We start from the raw sequence: 17,050 nt of genomic DNA, 5'->3' as shown, positions 1-17,050 counted from the left end.
CGGCGCACAGCCGGCCGCCCCTGACCGAAGTCGTCGCCGGACCGGTCGCGGATCTGCTGGGGTTCCCCCGTCAGGGCCGCAGCCTGGCCGCCTTCAGTGCCATGTGCAGCAGCAGCCGGTCCGCACCCGAGCCGAGGTCGAGGCCGGTGAGCCGTTCGACGCGGGACAGCCGGTAGTACAGCGTCTGCCGGTGGATGCCCAGGGCCGCGGCCGTTCGGGCGGCCTGCCCGGCGTGGTCGAGGAACGTCTCCGCGGTGCGCGCCAGCTCCCGGTGCCCGGGGGCGAGCAAGGGCGCCACCGCCGGATCGGGCGCCCCCTCGGGCAGTGCGGTCAGCAGCCGGTAGGGACCGAGGGCCGCCCACGCGGCGACGGCGCCGAGCCGGTCCTCCGCTCCCGCGGCGCGTGCCGCGGCCAGCGCCTGGCGCCAGGCGCCGGGCAGGTCCTCGGGGCCATGTCCGGTGCCGCCGATGCCGGCGGTGGCGCCGCCGCGCAGTCGCTCCGCGACCGCGCGCGCCGTGCCGGGGCGCGTCAGCGCGGCGAGCGCGGCCGGCGCGGCCGGCGCGACCCGGCCGTGTGCCTGGCCCCCGGGCATCAGGCATAGCGCGAGGGCGCCCGGCGGTGCCGTCGGCACGTCGGCCGGCTCCCCGCGCTGTGTGACCGGCCAGGGAGTCACCGCGACCAAGGTCAGCGGCCCTTCGGCGGCGGGCCCGAGCGCCTCGGCCAGCGCGTCGGCCGCGCCCTGCCCGGCCTCGGCCAGCAGGGCGTGCAGCAGTTCGCCGAGCCGCGCGCCGGCCCGCGCCTCCTCGGCGAGGAGCGTTCCGATGCGCCCGGCCGTGGCCATGGCGTCGTCGAGCCGCGGGTCGTCCAGCGTCAGCACGTCGTCGTCGAGCAGCCAGATGTAGCCGTACACCACCGACCCGTGCCGCACGGGCAGGCAGATCCGCCCGGTCAGCACGCCAGCGGCCGGCTCCGGCGGGATGCGCACGGGGGCGCGCGCGGTGGCGATGCCGAAGCGTTCGAACCATGCGCGCACCGCGGGCGGGGAACGGCGGCGCAGGATGGAACGGGTGCGCACCGGGTCCATGACCCGGTCGTCCTCACTCTCGTGCGCGCCGAAGGCGATCAGCGCGAAGTCGCGGCCCTCCAGCGTCGCCGGGGTGCCGAGCAGTGCGCTGACCTCGTCGATCAGCTCCTGGTAGTCCGCTCTCATGCCTCGTCCTTCACCTCCTCCACCTCCTCACCACCTCCCATTCTCGCCCGGTCTCATACAACTGTCTGAGATCGGGGACACCGATGCAGGACACCTGTCGATGGCCGTGAACCCGGGCGATCCTTACCTTCTCGGGTAACTCGCCTTGATACCCGGAGGTGGCCCGTGCTGGGACCCGTTCTTCTCGCCGCGGCGCGCAGCGACGGCATTCGCCGTGCCGTGTCGGCCGCCCCGGTGACCCGTTCCGTCGTGGCCCGCTTCGTCGCGGGAGAGCAGCTGCCGGACGCCGTGGCCGCCTCGGCCGGGCTGGCCGCGCGCGGCCTCGGCGTGACGCTCGACCACCTCGGCGAGGACGTCACGGACAAGGCGCAGGCCGAGCGCAGCCGCGATGCCTGCCTGGCCCTCGTCGAGGCGCTGGAGCGCGCGGGTCTCGCCGGGGACGCCGAGCTGTCCGTGAAGCTGTCCGCCTTCGGCCAGGCCCTGCCCGGCGGTCATGACCTCGCGCACCGGAACGTCCTGCCGGTGGTGGAGGCCGCGACGGCGGCGGGCACGACGGTCACGCTGGACATGGAGGACCACACCACGACGGACTCCACCCTCGCCATCCACCGCGATCTGCTGACGCGGTTCCCGGCGACCGGCGCGGTGGTGCAGTCGTACCTGTTCCGCACCGAGGAGGACTGCCACGCGCTGGCCGCCGCGGGGGCGCGGGTCAGGCTGGTCAAGGGCGCCTACCGCGAGCCGGCCGCCGTCGCCTACCAGGACCGGCGGGACGTGGACCGGTCGTACGTCCGCTGCCTGCGGATTCTGCTGGCGGGGGAGGGCTACCCGATGGTGGGAACGCACGATCCGCGCCTGATCGCCGTGACGCAGGCGCTGGCCGCCCGCCTCGGCCGGGCGCGGGACGCCTACGAGTTCCAGATGCTGTACGGCATACGCGAGGAGGAGCAGCGCAGGCTGGCGGCCGACGGGCACCGCATGCGGGTCTACGTTCCGTACGGCACCGACTGGTACGGCTACTTCATGCGCCGCCTCGCCGAGCGGCCCGCCAATCTGGCCTTCTTCGCGCGCTCCCTCGCCACCAGGACCTGACCGCGCCCGCCGCCCGGCCCGTCCCGGGCGGTGCCCCGCCGACCGCCGCAATCAGCCGCAGACACCGAAGGAGTTGACGGCCATGGACGCCGTGACCCAGGTTCCCGCACCGGTGAACGAGCCCGTGTACACCTATGCCCCCGGCTCCCCCGAACGCACCCGCCTGGAACGGAAGCTGAAGGAGCTGGCCGAGAACCCGATCGAGCTGCCCATGACCATCGGCGGCACGGAGCGGCTCGGCGGCGGCGAGCGCTTCGACGTCGTGCAGCCGCACAAGCACGAGGCGCGGCTGGGCACGGCCGCCCACGCCACGGAGCAGGACGCCCGGGACGCGATCGACGCGGCCCTCGCCGCGGCGCCGGCCTGGCGCGCGCTGCCGTTCGACGACCGGGCGGCGGTCTTCCTGCGGGCCGCGGAGCTGCTGTCGGGGCCGTGGCGGGAGACGATCGCCGCGTCCACCATGCTCGGGCAGTCCAAGACGGTGCAGCAGGCGGAGATCGACGCGCCCTGCGAGCTGATCGACTTCTGGCGGTTCAACGTCCACTTCGCCCGCGAGATCCTGGCCGAGCAGCCGCCGGTTCAGCCGAAGGGCGTGTGGAACCGCATGGACTTCCGGCCGTTGGAGGGCTTCGTCTACGCGGTGACGCCGTTCAACTTCACGGCCATCGCGGGCAACCTGCCGACCGCCCCCGCCCTCATGGGCAACGTCGTGGTGTGGAAGCCGTCGCCCACCCAGACGCACTCCGCGGTGCTGCTGATGCGGCTGCTGCACGAGGCGGGCCTGCCCGACGGCGTCATCAACCTGGTGACGGGCGACGGCCGCGCGGTGTCCGAGGTGGCGCTGCCGCACCGCGACCTGGCCGGCATCCACTTCACCGGTTCCACCGCGACGTTCCGCCACCTGTGGCAGCAGGTCGGCACGCACCTGGAGAACTACCGCGGCTACCCGCGGATCGTGGGGGAGACCGGCGGCAAGGATTTCATCGTCGTGCATCCCACCGCCGACCCGGCGGCGGTCAAGACGGCGATCATCCGCGGGGCGTTCGAGTACCAGGGCCAGAAGTGCTCGGCGGCGTCGCGTGCCTACGTGCCGCGTTCGCTGTGGGAGGGCGGCCTGCGGGACGCCGTCGCGCAGGAGGCGGACGGCCTGTCGATGGGCGACCCCACGGATCTGTCGCACTTCATGGCCGCGCTCATCGACGAACGGTCCTTCGCGAAGGTGACGGCGGCGCTGGAACGGGCCAAGGCCGACCCGTCCTGCGAGATCGTCGCGGGCGGCACCTGGGACGACTCGGTCGGCTGGTTCGTCAGGCCGACGGTGCTCACCTGCTCCGACCCGGAGAACGAGGTGTTCAGCACCGAGTACTTCGGACCGGTTATCGCCGTGCACGTGTACGAGGACGACACGTTCGACACGATGCTCGACCAGATGGAGTCGGTCGCTTCATACGCCCTCACTGGCGCGTTCTTCGCGCGGGACCGGGCGGTGGCCGCGGCGGCCGGTGAGCGGCTGCGGTTCGCCGCGGGCAACTTCTACCTCAACGACAAGCCCACGGGCTCCGTCGTCGGCCAGCAGCCCTTCGGCGGGGCGCGCGCCTCGGGGACCAACGACAAGGCGGGCTCGAAGTTCAACCTGCTGCGCTGGGCCTCCCCGCGCGTCATCAAGGAGACGCAGGTGCCGCCGACCGACCACCGGTACCCGCACATGGGCTGACGTGCGGGGGTGCCCCCCGGCCCCGCACGTCCCGGGCTCCCCGTCCGCCACAGGCGCAACGGACGGGGAGCCCGGTCGTCTCAGATAGTAGGACGCCCAGGTATTTGGCGAGACATCACGGCGGATCACCGCTACTTTTGTGGAGGTCGCACTTCGGGCACCGTCGCCCCCTGCCGTCACGTCTCCCTCACTGGAGCTGATCCGTCATGGATGCCACAGTCACCCTTCCGCAGCGCGGCACCACCCCCCGTCCCGGCGCGGGATCGGCCCTCGGCCGCGCCAGGGCCGCCGCCCGCGAGGCCCGGGAGGCCAGCCGCAGGCAGGCCGCCGCGGCCCTCCAGCGCGCGCTCGACCGCAGGGACAACGGCGGGGCGGGGGAGCGCTGACCCGTCCGCATCGTGGACGCGCCGTGTCAGCTCCTGGGACGCGGCGTAGGGTCCCCTCCATGGCTCGGAGCATCGATCTCGCAGTGATCCCCGGCGACGGCATCGGCCCGGAGGTGGTGGCCGAGGGACTGAAGGTCCTGACGGCCGTTCTGCCCAGGGACGTCAAGCTGGAGACCACCGCCTACGACCTGGGTGCCGCCCGCTGGCACGCCACCGGCGAGACACTGCCCGACGCCGATCTCGGTCGGCTCAAGGGCCATGACGCGATTCTGCTGGGCGCCATCGGCGACCCGTCGGTGCCCTCCGGCGTCCTGGAGCGCGGCCTGCTGCTGAAGCTCCGCTTCGCGTTCGACCACTACGTGAACCTCAGGCCCAGCCGCCTCTTCCCGAACACGGCGACCCCCCTGGCCGGCCGCCCCGACATCGACTTCGTCGTCGTCCGCGAGGGCACCGAGGGCCCCTACGTCGGCAACGGCGGCTCCATGCGCACCGGTACGCCCGCCGAGGTCGCCACCGAGGTCAGCATCAACACCGCCTACGGCGTCGAGCGCGTCGTGCGCGACGCCTTCGAGCGCGCCGCGGCCCGCCCCGCCCGGAAGCTGACGCTGGTCCACAAGAACAATGTCCTGGTGCACGCCGGCCACCTGTGGAAGAACACGGTCGATCGCGTCGGCGCGGAGTATCCGCAGGTCACCACCGACTATCTGCACGTCGACGCGGCCACCATCTTCTTCGTCACGCAGCCGGAGCGCTTCGACGTCATCGTCACCGACAACCTCTTCGGCGACATCCTCACCGACCTGGCCGCCGCCGTCACCGGCGGTATCGGCCTCGCCGCGTCCGGGAACATCAACCCGACCGGCACGTACCCGTCGATGTTCGAGCCGGTCCACGGCTCCGCGCCCGACATCGCCGGCACCGGCAAGGCCGATCCCACGGCCACCGTGCTGTCCGTCGCCCTGCTGCTGCGCCACCTCGGGCACGAGGCCGAGGCTGCCCGCGTCGAGGACGCGGTCACCGCCGACCTCGCCGAACGTGACGCCGCGACCCCCCGCACCACCGTGGAGACCGGCGACGCCCTCGCCCGACGAGTAGCCAGGTAGGTCCCGCCGGCCGCACGTGCCGCCGGGCTCGGGTGCCCGGCGGCTTACGCAAGTCCGCCGCGGGGTGCCACCATCGTTCTCAGGGCCGCCTGAACCTCCGCACCGTGCGGCGGGACCACCGAGCAATAATCGACGCGGGGCCGTCGTCCCCCGATGCTCGGACGTCCTACTACCGCGCGGGCGGCGGGCAGACAGCCCGCCCGACCCTGACGTGAAGGACGCGTAATCCATGACCACCCGCATCCCGTTCGACCTCAAGCCCGCCGCCCAGCCGCTGTCCGATGAGGAGCGCGCCGCCGCCCTCGCCAATCCGGGGTTCGGCCGCTACTTCACGGATCACATGGTCACCATCCGGTGGACCGAGGGCCGCGGGTGGCACGATGCCCGGCTCCAGCCGTACGCCCCGGTCCCGATGGACCCGGCCACCATGGTCCTGCACTACGGGCAGGAGATCTTCGAAGGGCTGAAGGCGTACCGGCAGCCCGACGGCTCGGTCGCCGTCTTCCGCCCGGACGCCAACGGCCGGCGCTTCCAGCTCTCCGCGCGCCGGCTCGCCATGCCCGAACTACCCGTCGAGACCTTTGTCGAGGCCATCGACCTGCTGGTCGCCCAGGACAAGGCGTGGGTCCCGACCGAGGGGGAGCAGTCGCTCTACCTGCGGCCGTTCATGTTCGCCACGGAGGTCGGCCTCGGCATCAACCGGCCCGCCAACGAATACCTCTTCATGATCATCGCCTCGCCCGCCGGGGCGTACTTCCCGCGCGGCATCAAGCCCGTCTCCGTCTGGCTGTCCCAGGAGTACGTGCGCGCCGCCCCGGGCGGCACCGGCGAGGCCAAGTGCGGCGGCAACTACGCCGCGGCCTTCGTCGCCCAGGCCGAGGCCACGCGCCAGGGCTGCGACCAGGTCGTCTGGCTCGACTCCAACGAGCGCCGCTGGGTCGAGGAGATGGGCGGCATGAACCTGTACTTCGTCAGGGGAACGGGCGCAGGCGCCGCCATCGTCACGCCCGCGCTGACCGGCACGCTGCTGCCCGGCATCACCCGCGACTCGCTGCTGACCATCGCCGGTGACCTCGGCTACGCCACCGACGAGGTCCGCATCTCCACCGAGGACTGGGAACGCGGCAACGCGGACGGCAGCATCAACGAGGTCTTCGCCTGCGGCACCGCGGCCGTGATCACGCCCGTGGGCTCGGTCAAGTCCGCCGATGCGGCGTGGACGGTCGGCGACGGTCAGCCGGGCGCGATCACCATGCGGCTGCGGGAGCAGCTCCTCGGCATCCAGACCGGAACGGTCGAGGACCGCCACGGCTGGATGCACCGCATCGCCTGACGGCCATGCACCGCATCGCCTGACGGCCATGCACCGCATCGCCTGACGGCCATGCACCGCATCGCCTGACGGCCGGCCGCGGTCCGGATGGTGAGACGGCGGGTGGCACAGGCCCGTGCCTGTGCCACACTGCCCCCATGCTTTGCTTCGCCATGATTATTGGTGACCGGCGCGCCGGTCCTCGGTAAACCTCCGGGACCCGCGTGCAGACCTCTCGCATCCGCGAGGGGTCTTTTCGTTTTCCGGCACGCTCCCGGGCCCCCGATTCCCCGACCTCCCTCATCACAGGAGCACGCACCGCCATGACGACGGACGATCCGGACACCCAGGCCGTGAGCGACGCCTTCCACGTCTTCGACACCACGCTGCGCGACGGCGCGCAGCGCGAGGGCATCAGCCTCACCGTGGGCGACAAGCTGACCATCGCCCGCCACCTCGACGAGTTCGGCGTCGGGTTCATCGAGGGCGGCTGGCCGGGCGCCAACCCCAGGGACACCGAGTTCTTCCGGCGCGCCCGCGAGGAGATCGCGTTCCGTCACGCCCAGCTCGTCGCGTTCGGCTCCACCCGCAGGGCGGGTGCCGACGCGGCCGAGGACCCGCAGGTGCAGGCCCTGCTCGACTCGGGTGCCCCGGTCGTCACGCTGGTCGCCAAGTCCCACGACCGGCACGTGGAGCTGGCGCTGCGCACCACGCTGGAGGAGAACCTCGCGATGGTCGGCGACACGGTCGCCCACCTGCGGGCCCACGGGCGGCGCGTCTTCGTCGACTGCGAGCACTTCTTCGACGGCCACGCCGCGAACCCGGGCTACGCCCTCGACGTCGTGCGCACCGCCCACCGGGCCGGCGCGGACGTCGTCGTGCTGTGCGACACCAACGGCGGGATGCTGCCCGCGCAGGTGCAGGCCGTCGTGCGGACCGTCGCGGCCGACACCGGCGCGCGCATCGGCATCCACGCGCAGGACGACAGCGGCTGTGCCGTCGCCAACACCCTGGCCGCCGTGGACGCGGGCGCGACGCACGTGCAGTGCACCGCCAACGGGTACGGCGAACGCGTCGGCAACGCCAACCTCTTCCCGGTGGTCGCCGCCCTGGAACTGAAGTACGGCCGGCGCGTGCTGCCGCCCGGCGCCCTGACCGAGATGACCCGCATCTCGCACGCCATCGCCGAGGTCGTCAACCTCGCCCCCGCGACCCACCAGCCGTACGTCGGGATCTCGGCCTTCGCGCACAAGGCGGGGCTGCACGCCTCCGCCATCAAGGTCGACCCGGACCTGTACCAGCACATCGACCCGGAGCTGGTGGGCAACTCGATGCGCATGCTGGTGTCCGACATGGCCGGCCGGGCCTCGGTGGAGCTGAAGGGCAAGGAGCTGGGCTACGACCTGGGCGACCGCGAGTTGGTCGGCCGTATCGTCGAACGGGTCAAGGAGCGGGAACAGCAGGGGTTCACCTACGAGGCGGCCGACGCCTCGTTCGAGCTGCTGCTGCGCGAGGCGGTGCACGGCGGCCCGCAGCGCTTCTTCTCGCTGGAGTCCTGGCGCGCCATCGCCGACCAGCGCGCGGACGGCTCGGTGGACAACGAGGCCACCGTGCGGATCTGGGCCAAGGGCGAACGGATTCTCGCGACCGGCGAGGGCAACGGTCCGGTCAACGCGCTGGACCGCGCCCTGCGCACGGGGCTGGAGCGGAGCTTTCCGCAGCTGGCCAGGATTCAGCTGGTGGACTACAAGGTGCGCATCCTGGAGGGCAGGCACGGCACCCAGTCGACCACGCGCGTCCTGATCACGACGGGCGACGGTGCCACCGAGTGGTCCACGGTCGGCGTCGCGGACAACGTCATCGCGGCCTCCTGGCAGGCGCTGGACGATGCCTACACCTACGGCCTCCTGCGCGCCGGCCTGCGGCCGAGTGACTGAGCCCTCACGCTGAGCCGAGCGGCACTGTAGAAAGCCAACAGTGCCGCTCCAGCTCCGCTGTACGGTGCATGCACCCGGCCTCCGCCCGTACTCGCGTTCTGTCCAGCGCGGCCATGAAACACCTGCGGAGACTGTACGGATCTGACGAGAGCCAAGTGCGGCCGCATTTCGTAGGGTCTATACATGACCGATCATGCATCGACGGACGCGTCAGAAACGGCCGCTCCCGCCGACACGCGCGGCCGGGTCGCGGAGTTGCGTGCGATTCGGGAGGAGGCGTGGGCGGGGCCTTCGGAGCGGGCGACCGCGGCGCAGCATGGGAAGGGGAAGCTGACGGCGCGGGAGCGGATCGCGCTGTTGCTGGATGAGGGGTCGTTCCGTGAGGTGGGGGTGTTGCGGCGGCATCGGGCTTCGGGGTTCGGTCTTGAGGCGAAGCGGCCGTATACGGATGGTGTGGTGACGGGGTGGGGGACGGTGCATGGGCGGACGGTGTTCGTGTATGCGCATGATTTCCGGATTTTCGGGGGTGCGCTGGGTGAGGCGCATGCGGCGAAGATTCACAAGATCATGGATATGGCGTTGGCGGCGGGGGCGCCTTTGGTGTCGCTGAATGATGGTGCGGGGGCGCGTATTCAGGAGGGTGTGTCGGCGCTTGCGGGGTACGGGGGGATTTTTCAGCGGAATACGCGGGCGTCGGGGGTGATTCCGCAGATTTCGGTGATGCTGGGTCCGTGTGCGGGGGGTGCGGCGTATTCGCCGGCGCTGACGGATTTTGTGTTCATGGTGCGGGAGACCGCGCAGATGTTCATTACCGGTCCTGATGTGGTGCAGGCGGTGACCGGGGCGCAGGTGACGCAGAACGGTCTGGGTGGTGCGGAGGTGCACGCGGGGACGTCAGGTGTGGCCCACTTCGCCTACGACGACGAGGAGACGTGTCTGGAGGAAGTCCGTTACCTCCTCACGCTGTTGCCGTCCAACAACCGGGAGAATCCGCCGGTGGTGGCGTCGAAGGACCCGGCGGACCGGCGGTGCGAGGCGCTGGTGGACCTGGTGCCCGTCGACGGGAACCGGCCGTACGACATGCGGGCGGTGATCGAGGAGCTGGTGGACGACGGGGAGTTCCTGGAGGTCCACGAGCGGTGGGCGGGGAACATCATCTGTGCGCTGGCGCGGCTGGACGGTCAGGCGGTGGGGGTGGTGGCGAATCAGCCGCAGTCGCTTGCGGGGGTGCTGGATATTTCGGCGTCCGAGAAGGCGGCGCGGTTCGTTCAGATGTGTGATGCGTTCAATATCCCGATTGTGACGCTGCTGGATGTGCCGGGTTTTCTGCCGGGTGTGGACCAGGAGCACGGGGGGATCATCCGGCACGGGGCGAAGCTGCTGTATGCGTACTGCAATGCGACGGTGCCGCGGATTTCGCTGGTGCTGCGGAAGGCGTACGGCGGGGCGTATATCGTGATGGATTCGCAGTCGATCGGGGCGGATGTGACGCTGGCCTGGCCGACGAACGAGATCGCGGTGATGGGTGCGGAGGGCGCGGCCAACGTGATCTTCCGCAGGCAGATCGCCGCGGCCGAGGACCCCGAGGCCATGCGGGCGCGGATGGTGAAGGAGTACCGCACCGAGCTGATGCACCCCTACTACGCGGCGGAGCGCGGCCTGGTGGACGACGTGATCGAGCCGGCGGAGACCCGCGAGGTCCTGATCGGCGCGCTGGCGATGCTGCGCAACAAGCACGCCGACCTGCCCGCCCGTAAGCACGGCAACCCGCCCCAGTGACCAACAGGACAGCAGCGGCAGCGCGTTCCAGTGCGAGTCCCAGCGCGCGTTCCAGCGAAGGAGAGTTCACGATGAGCCCCGAGACGATCACCGCCCCGCACCTGGTCCGGGTGGAGAAGGGCAGGGCCAGCGACGAGGAGCTGGCCGCGGTGACCGCCCTGCTGCTCGCCCGGGTCGCGCGGCAGCCCGCCCCCGACGACGCCGGCCCCGGCCACAGCCCCGCGGCCTGGCGCCGCCTGGAGCGGGCCCGCGCCTACAGCGCGCCGCACAGCTGGCAGGGCTGAGGCCCGCGCGCCCCTGGGAGCCGGGAGCGACGAAGCGAGAACGGGGAAGCCCCCGGCCGGGACCGGCCGGGGGCTTCCGCTGCGTGCGGTGCGCGTCCTTGCGCCGTCCCGGCGCCGCTTACTGCGCGGCGGCGAGCTCCTCGTCGAGAACGGTGCGGCGCGGGTTGGCCGTCTGCGGCGGCAACTCCTGCGCGGGGTCCGCCGGGCGGACGGCCGGGGCGAGATCACCGGCGTCCGCCAGGTGTGCCAGAGTGGTACGGCGGGGGTTGGCGATGGAACGCATGTGCAGGGTGGTCTTCACGAGTGGTCTGCCTTGGGTCGCTCGTCGCTGGGTGGTTTGCCGCTTGTCGTTCTCCGCGGCTCTGTAAAGCTGAGGCTAGGTCCCGCTTACCCATCCGACGCCCGCGATCCGTCACAGTCTCGATGTGAGTTTCCTCACGAGGACCCTGTCAAAACGGTCATTCTGGGTGAGTTCGTTTTTCCGGCGAAGTGCCCATGGGTGATATAGGCGGATGTTTCCCCTCGCGCATTGCGTGGTGAGTGTGCTGATTCAGTGACGGTCGTGCGGGTAAAGGTCCGTTTCCTCCGCACCTGCCGCGTACCCGTCGTGATCATGCATCTCCGCAGCGTCATACATGTCACGGGACCCCTCCTGGCCCTTGTTGGAGTACGGCCACTGTGCTGGAATTCCACGGACCGCCGCGGGTCAGCCTCCTGAGTGGAGGGCGCACACCAGCGTCACACACCGGTTGATCACATACGCGTCGGTTGCCCAAACGACCGAAACGGGGCTCGCGTGCCCCCGCTCGAGACCGTCACGCCGCAGTGTGCGGCGGGCGCTGAGGTCCAGAGGTTGCGACGCTAGTGCAGGGACGTTTCAAGAGGGAAGGCAGCGCTGCGGGGGATGCGGAGCTGAGCGGCAGAGGTAACCGCAGCTCCTCCGCGGGGCCTGCCCTGGGCGGCGACCCGGCGCGGGCGGCGGCGGGCGGCGAGGAGCCCTCCCGCGAGCGTGCCGCGCAGGACGCGGCCGACTCCCCCGCACCACCCGCCCGTCCGAGCCAGGCGGGCTCCAGGCTCGCCCTGCGCAACTGGCGCATCAGCAGCCGCCTGGTCTCCCTGATCGCCCTGCCGGTGGTCGCGGCCACCATCCTGGGCGGACTGCGCATCCAGGGTTCGATGGACGACATCGAACAGCTGGATGACATGCAGCTGCTCACGGACATGTCGCAGCAGGCCACCCTGCTCGCCGCCGCCCTCCAGGAGGAACGTGACGGCTCGGCCGGCCCCCTCGTCAGCGGGCGCAGCGACAAGAGCGACGAGGTCGCCGGGCCGCGCGAGCGCACGGACGAGGCGATCCGCGCGTTCAGTGACGCACGCCTCCAGATCGACGGCAGCGACGAGGCCATGCGCAGCGTCGAGGCCACGGTGGTCGACATCGGCACCCGGCTGAACGAGATCAGCCAGATCCGCAACGGCGCCTACGAGGACCCCGAGTACGTCTCGCAGACCGTCAGCCGGTACAACGAGCTGATCGCCGCGCTGCACGGCCTCTCGCAGGACATGGCGCAGGCCACCAGCAACAGCGAGATGATCCGCAGCACGCGCGCGCTGGCCACGTTCTCCTCGGCCAAGGAGCACGCCTCCATCCAGCGCGCCGTCATCACCGCGGGTCTCGCCCGCGACGAGATCGACGGCCAGATCGCCGAACTGTCCGACAGCGACTGGCGGTTCGGCCGCACCCACCAGCAGGCCGAGGAGGCCGCGCTGGACAGCTTCTCCCTCATCTACGGCGACGAGGAAGCGGTCGAGGAGCTGCTCAACCCGCTGGAAGGCGGCATCGCCAACGTCGTCGAGGCCGACCAGTTCGCCCTCCAGGTGTTTGCCGCCGAGGAGGGCATCCGCAGCCAGGACCGTTCATACCGCGACTGGTACGAGCAGGACCGCACGAAGATCGACGCCATGGAGCGCATCGAGCGCACCCTGCTCGACGAGATGGAGAAGCAGGCCAGCGACCTGCGCGACGAGGCGCAGCGCGACTCCTTCATCAACGGCGCCATCGTCCTGCTCGTCCTCGGCATCTCGCTCGTCGGTGCGTTCGTCGTGGCCCGCTCCATGGTCCGTTCGCTGCGCAGGCTCCAGGACACCGCGCAGGAGGTCGCCCGCACGCGGCTGCCCGAGGTCGTCAAGCGCATGTCGGAGGCCGAGCCGGAGGAGGTCGAGACCGACGTCGAGTCCGTCGGCGCCTACACCCGCGACGAGATCGGCCGGGTGGCGCAGGCGTTCGACGACGTGCACCGCGAGGCCGTGCGCCTCGCCGGTGAGCAGGCCCTGCTGCGGGGGAACGTCAACGCGATGTTCACCAACCTCTCGCGCCGCAGCCAGGGCCTCATCCAGCGGCAGCTGTCCCTCATCTCAGAGCTCGAATCGCGCGAGGCGGACCCGGACCAGCTGTCCTCGCTGTTCAAGCTGGACCACCTGGCCACCCGCATGCGCCGCAACGGTGAGAACCTGCTGGTGCTCGCCGGTGAGGAGCCGGGCCGCCGGTGGACGCGGCCGGTGCCGCTGGTCGACGTGCTGCGCGCCGCCGCCTCCGAGGTGGAGCAGTACGAGCGCATCGAGCTGAGCGCCGTGCCCAAGACGGATGTCGCCGGACGCGTCGTCAACGACTTGGTGCACCTCCTCGCGGAGCTGCTCGAGAACGCCACGTCCTTCTCCTCGCCGCAGACGAAGGTCAAGGTCACCGGCCACGCCCTGCCCGACGGCCGCGTCCTGGTGGAAATCCACGACACCGGCATCGGACTGTCGCCCGAGGACCTGGCCGAGATCAACGACCGGCTCGCGAACCCGCCGACGGTGGACGTCTCCGTCTCCCGGCGCATGGGCCTGTTCGTGGTCGGCCGCCTGTCCCTGCGCCACAACATCCGCATACAGCTGCGGCCCTCCGACTCCGGCGGCACCACCGCCCTGGTCATGCTGCCCGCCGATGTCGCCCAGGGCCCGGGCCGGCCCCGGCCGACCGGGGGCCCCGCGGGCGGCCCGGCGACCGCGACGCTGCAGCGCGAGGCGCCCGCCGCCCGCGCCAGGCCGGGCGACTCCGGCCGCGGCCCCGGGCCCGACACCGCGCAGCTGCCCGGCTGGAACCGCAGCCTGGAGCGCACCGCGGAACAGCAGACCCGCGGGCAGGTCGGCGGCGGGCAGGACCGCCCCGCACTGCCCTCCCGCCCCGTCGGCCCCGGCGGACCCACCGGGCCCGGGTCCGGGTCCGGGTCCGGTGAACGCGATCAGGACGCGGCGCGCGAGCCGTTCGTCTCCGCCGAGGGACCGCCCCCGGCGCGGGACAGGAGCCGCGGCCCTGCCCCCGTTCGGCCGTCGCACGACCCCGCACCTGCCCCCGCACCCGTCGCGCCGAACGAGCCGCGGCAGCCGCAGGCGCCCTCGGCGGGCGCGGGCGGGCGGCCGAGCTGGGCGTCCGGCGCGGAGGACAGCGGGCGAATACCCGTCGCCAGGGACGCCGCGGACGGGCCACGCGGTCACGACGAGGCCGAGTCGACCGGCGAGTACGCCAGGCCCGGCTACGTCGGGGCGACCGGCGGGCCTGGGCACTCGCCGATGTCGTCGGCGTTCGGGCACCGGCAGCAGCGCCGGCAGGAGCCGGACGAGACCACCGAGTTCGGCTTTCCCATGCCGGGTGCCGAGGCGCCCGCCCAGTCGCCGCAGGACACCGGCGAGTACCCGGTCGGCTCCGACTTCCGCCAGCCGCCGCAGCGGCAGCCGCACCAGCCGCAGCCGCACCAGACGCAGGAGACCCGCAGCCCTTACGCGCCGCAGGCCCCGCAGCAGCAGCAGTCGCCGCAGCAGCCGCGCCGGCCCGACGAGCTGAGCGACCCGCTGCCCGCGGCCGCGCAGGAACGCGTCTCCGAACGCACCCCGATCTTCGAGGAGATGGAGTCGACGTGGTTCGGCCTGCGCCGAGCTCCCGCGCCGCCTTCCGCTCCTCCCGGCGAGCAGGCGGGGCCTCCCCCCACAGCCCCCGCGCCGCCACCCGCCCCGCGGCAGGACCCCGTACCGGCCGTCCCCCAGCAGCAGCCGCCGCAGCAGCCGCAGTACCCGCAACAGCCGCCGGCCCGCGCCGCGGCGGGTCCAGGGGAGCCGGGAGCGCCGTGGCGCGCGTCGCCCAACGACGAACGCTGGCGCCAGGCCGAGCAGCTGCGCCAGCCGACCGCCGGCGGCGTGACCACGTCGGGCCTGCCACGGCGGGTCCCGCGCGCCAACCTGGTCGCGGGCGCCGCCCAGTCACAGTCGCAGGCCGCACCCACGGGCCCGCAGGTCTCCCGTCGGCCCGACGACGTAAGGGGCCGGCTGACCAACCTCCGCAGGGGCATTCAGCAGGGGCGCCAGGCCGGTACTTCGGCCGACCGCACGGACCGGGGCTTCGGCCCCACGTACCAGTAGTAGGAGCGTTAGTGTGAGCCCGATGAGCCAGGCGGCGCAGAACCTGAACTGGTTGATCACCAGTTTTGTGGAGAACACCCCGGGGGTGTCGCACACGGTGGTGGTGTCGGCCGATGGTCTTCTTCTGGCGTTGTCCGAGGGGTTTCCGCGGGATCGTGCTGATCAGTTGGCGGCGGTGGCTTCGGGGCTGACGTCGTTGACGGCGGGTGCGTCGCGGATCTTCGAGGGTGGTGCGGTGAATCAGACGGTGGTGGAGATGGAGCGGGGGTTCCTCTTCATCATGTCTATTTCGGATGGTTCGTCGTTGGCGGTGCTCGCGCATCCGGAGGCCGATATCGGTCTGGTCGGTTACGAGATGGCGCTGCTTGTCGACCGTGCCGGTACGGTGCTGACGCCTGATCTCCGGGCCGAGCTTCAAGGAAGTCTGCTTAACTGACCCCCAGCTCCCCCCACATGAGCACCACCATCCGCCTCGCCGACCTCATGTAATGCTCGGAGGAGCTATGATCACCCCGCCACCCTCGCAGGGCTCGTACGGCGCTCAGCATCATTACGGCTCGTACGACGACGACGGCGACCAGCCGCTGGTACGTCCGTATGCGATGACCGGTGGCAGGACCCGGCCGCGCTACCAGCTGGCGATCGAGGCGCTGGTGAGCACGACTGCCGAGCCGGTGCAGCTCCAGGGGCTCCTGCCCGAGCACCAGCGGATCTGCCAGCTGTGCCTGGAAGTGAAGTCGGTGGCGGAGGTGTCCGCACTGCTCGGCATGCCGCTGGGGGTGGCGCGGATTCTGGTGGCCGATCTCGCCGAGGCCGGGCTCGTCGCCATCCACCAGCCCGGTAACGACGCCGAGCCGGGCGGCCAGCCAGATGTGACGTTGCTCGAAAGGGTGCTCAGTGGACTTCGGAAGCTCTAGCGCCGCGGGCCGTCCGGCTCCCTCCCAGTCGACGACGTCCGCGAAGATCGTGATCGCCGGCGGATTCGGGGTGGGGAAGACCACGTTCGTGGGGTCGGTGTCGGAGATCAACCCGCTGCGGACGGAGGCGGTGATGACGTCGGCGTCGGCGGGGATCGACGATCTGACGCACACGGCGGGCAAGACCACCACGACGGTGGCGATGGACTTCGGCCGTATCACGCTGGATCAGGACTTGATTCTGTACCTGTTCGGCACCCCGGGGCAGGACCGTTTCTGGTTCATGTGGGACGACCTCGTCCGTGGCGCGATCGGGGCGATCGTGCTGGTGGACACGCGGCGGCTGGCGGACTGTTTCCCGGCGGTCGACTACTTCGAGAACAGCGGACTGCCGTTCGTGATCGCGCTGAACGGCTTCGAGGGCCATCAGCCGTACGCGCCGGAAGAGGTGCGCGAGGCACTCCAGATCGGCCCCGACGTCCCGATCATCACCACGGACGCCCGCCACCGCACGGAGGCCAAGAGTGCACTGATCACCCTCGTCGAACACGCGTTGCTGGCCAGGTTGCACTGACTCCTCCCCGCGCCGCTCCGTCTGTGTTCTTCAACACGTCCTCTGCCGACCGTGCCAACATTCTTTTGCGTATTGCGCACCGAATGGGTACGCCTCGCGAGTGATCCGTGCCTCTCCGCATACGAAACTCCGGCTATTTGCGTCCCTCGACCACAATGCCCGATTTCGTGCGGCCGCGACCGGCCGAAATCTGCGGCCCGCGGGGGATTGGAAAGTCATCTCCCGACGTGCTGGAATCCTGGCAACTCCGCAGTCGTGACCGTCGGCAGCGGCGGCCCGCCGACGCCGAG

At 71.4% G+C, this 17,050-nt stretch carries 14 protein-coding genes; 12 read left to right on the top strand and 2 right to left on the bottom strand.

Translation table 11 applies throughout. The annotated features are described in order from the left end of the window. Window positions 1–70 precede the first annotated feature (70 nt). Complete coding sequence (locus RM779_RS00880) at window positions 71–1,210, bottom strand: PucR family transcriptional regulator (protein ID WP_311614699.1); 1,140 nt, start codon at window positions 1,208–1,210, stop codon at window positions 71–73. A gap of 165 nt (window positions 1,211–1,375) precedes the next feature. On the opposite strand from RM779_RS00880, the gene RM779_RS00875 reads away from it, so the two are divergent. The 8 genes from RM779_RS00875 (at window position 1,376) to RM779_RS00840 (ending at window position 10,817) form a co-directional block, all read left to right on the top strand. Next, window positions 1,376–2,302: a proline dehydrogenase family protein gene (locus tag RM779_RS00875; protein WP_311614696.1), complete on the top strand. Its 927-nt coding sequence runs from the start codon at window positions 1,376–1,378 to the stop codon at window positions 2,300–2,302. Window positions 2,303–2,384: 82 nt separating this feature from the next. Beyond that, window positions 2,385–4,016: an L-glutamate gamma-semialdehyde dehydrogenase gene (gene pruA, locus RM779_RS00870; RefSeq protein WP_311614694.1), complete on the top strand. Its 1,632-nt coding sequence runs from the start codon at window positions 2,385–2,387 to the stop codon at window positions 4,014–4,016. 206 nt (window positions 4,017–4,222) lie between these two features. Beyond that, the gene (locus RM779_RS00865; protein ID WP_311615489.1) at window positions 4,223–4,402 is read left to right on the top strand and encodes a hypothetical protein; all 180 of its coding nucleotides are present in this window, start codon (window positions 4,223–4,225) and stop codon (window positions 4,400–4,402) included. A 59-nt stretch (window positions 4,403–4,461) separates the two neighbouring features. Continuing rightward, window positions 4,462–5,505, top strand: coding sequence for a 3-isopropylmalate dehydrogenase (locus RM779_RS00860; RefSeq protein WP_311614692.1), 1,044 nt, complete (start codon window positions 4,462–4,464; stop codon window positions 5,503–5,505). Between the two features lie 229 nt (window positions 5,506–5,734). Next, window positions 5,735–6,838, top strand: a complete 1,104-nt coding sequence (locus RM779_RS00855) for a branched-chain amino acid aminotransferase (protein ID WP_311614689.1) — start codon at window positions 5,735–5,737, stop codon at window positions 6,836–6,838. A gap of 302 nt (window positions 6,839–7,140) precedes the next feature. Continuing rightward, window positions 7,141–8,754, top strand: coding sequence for a citramalate synthase (gene cimA, locus RM779_RS00850; RefSeq protein ID WP_311614687.1), 1,614 nt, complete (start codon window positions 7,141–7,143; stop codon window positions 8,752–8,754). A gap of 183 nt (window positions 8,755–8,937) precedes the next feature. Next, on the top strand, window positions 8,938–10,533 hold the full coding sequence (locus tag RM779_RS00845) for an acyl-CoA carboxylase subunit beta (RefSeq protein ID WP_311614685.1): 1,596 nt from the start codon (window positions 8,938–8,940) through the stop codon (window positions 10,531–10,533). Window positions 10,534–10,604: 71 nt separating this feature from the next. Beyond that, the gene (locus tag RM779_RS00840; RefSeq protein ID WP_311614684.1) at window positions 10,605–10,817 is read left to right on the top strand and encodes an acyl-CoA carboxylase epsilon subunit; all 213 of its coding nucleotides are present in this window, start codon (window positions 10,605–10,607) and stop codon (window positions 10,815–10,817) included. Window positions 10,818–10,935: 118 nt separating this feature from the next. Here RM779_RS00840 and RM779_RS00835 read toward each other — a convergent pair whose 3' ends face one another. Further along, the gene (locus RM779_RS00835; RefSeq protein WP_311614682.1) at window positions 10,936–11,118 is read right to left on the bottom strand and encodes a hypothetical protein; all 183 of its coding nucleotides are present in this window, start codon (window positions 11,116–11,118) and stop codon (window positions 10,936–10,938) included. Between the two features lie 563 nt (window positions 11,119–11,681). On the opposite strand from RM779_RS00835, the gene RM779_RS00830 reads away from it, so the two are divergent. The 4 genes from RM779_RS00830 to RM779_RS00815 all read left to right on the top strand — a co-directional run bounded on the left by RM779_RS00830 (window position 11,682) and on the right by RM779_RS00815 (window position 16,760). After that, on the top strand, window positions 11,682–15,269 hold the full coding sequence (locus RM779_RS00830) for a sensor histidine kinase (RefSeq protein WP_311614680.1): 3,588 nt from the start codon (window positions 11,682–11,684) through the stop codon (window positions 15,267–15,269). 22 nt (window positions 15,270–15,291) lie between these two features. After that, complete coding sequence (locus tag RM779_RS00825) at window positions 15,292–15,705, top strand: roadblock/LC7 domain-containing protein (RefSeq protein WP_062206445.1); 414 nt, start codon at window positions 15,292–15,294, stop codon at window positions 15,703–15,705. A gap of 70 nt (window positions 15,706–15,775) precedes the next feature. Then, window positions 15,776–16,186, top strand: coding sequence for a DUF742 domain-containing protein (locus tag RM779_RS00820; RefSeq protein WP_394813203.1), 411 nt, complete (start codon window positions 15,776–15,778; stop codon window positions 16,184–16,186). Further along, complete coding sequence (locus RM779_RS00815) at window positions 16,167–16,760, top strand: GTP-binding protein (protein WP_077058638.1); 594 nt, start codon at window positions 16,167–16,169, stop codon at window positions 16,758–16,760. The genes RM779_RS00820 and RM779_RS00815 overlap by 20 nt, the downstream gene beginning before the upstream one ends. Window positions 16,761–17,050: the final 290 nt, after the last annotated feature.

Source organism: Streptomyces johnsoniae (assembly GCF_031845565.1).
Taxonomy (GTDB): domain Bacteria; phylum Actinomycetota; class Actinomycetes; order Streptomycetales; family Streptomycetaceae; genus Streptomyces; species Streptomyces johnsoniae.
Note: the sequence above shows the minus strand (reverse complement) of the source record. Positions and strands in the feature narration are given on the sequence as shown.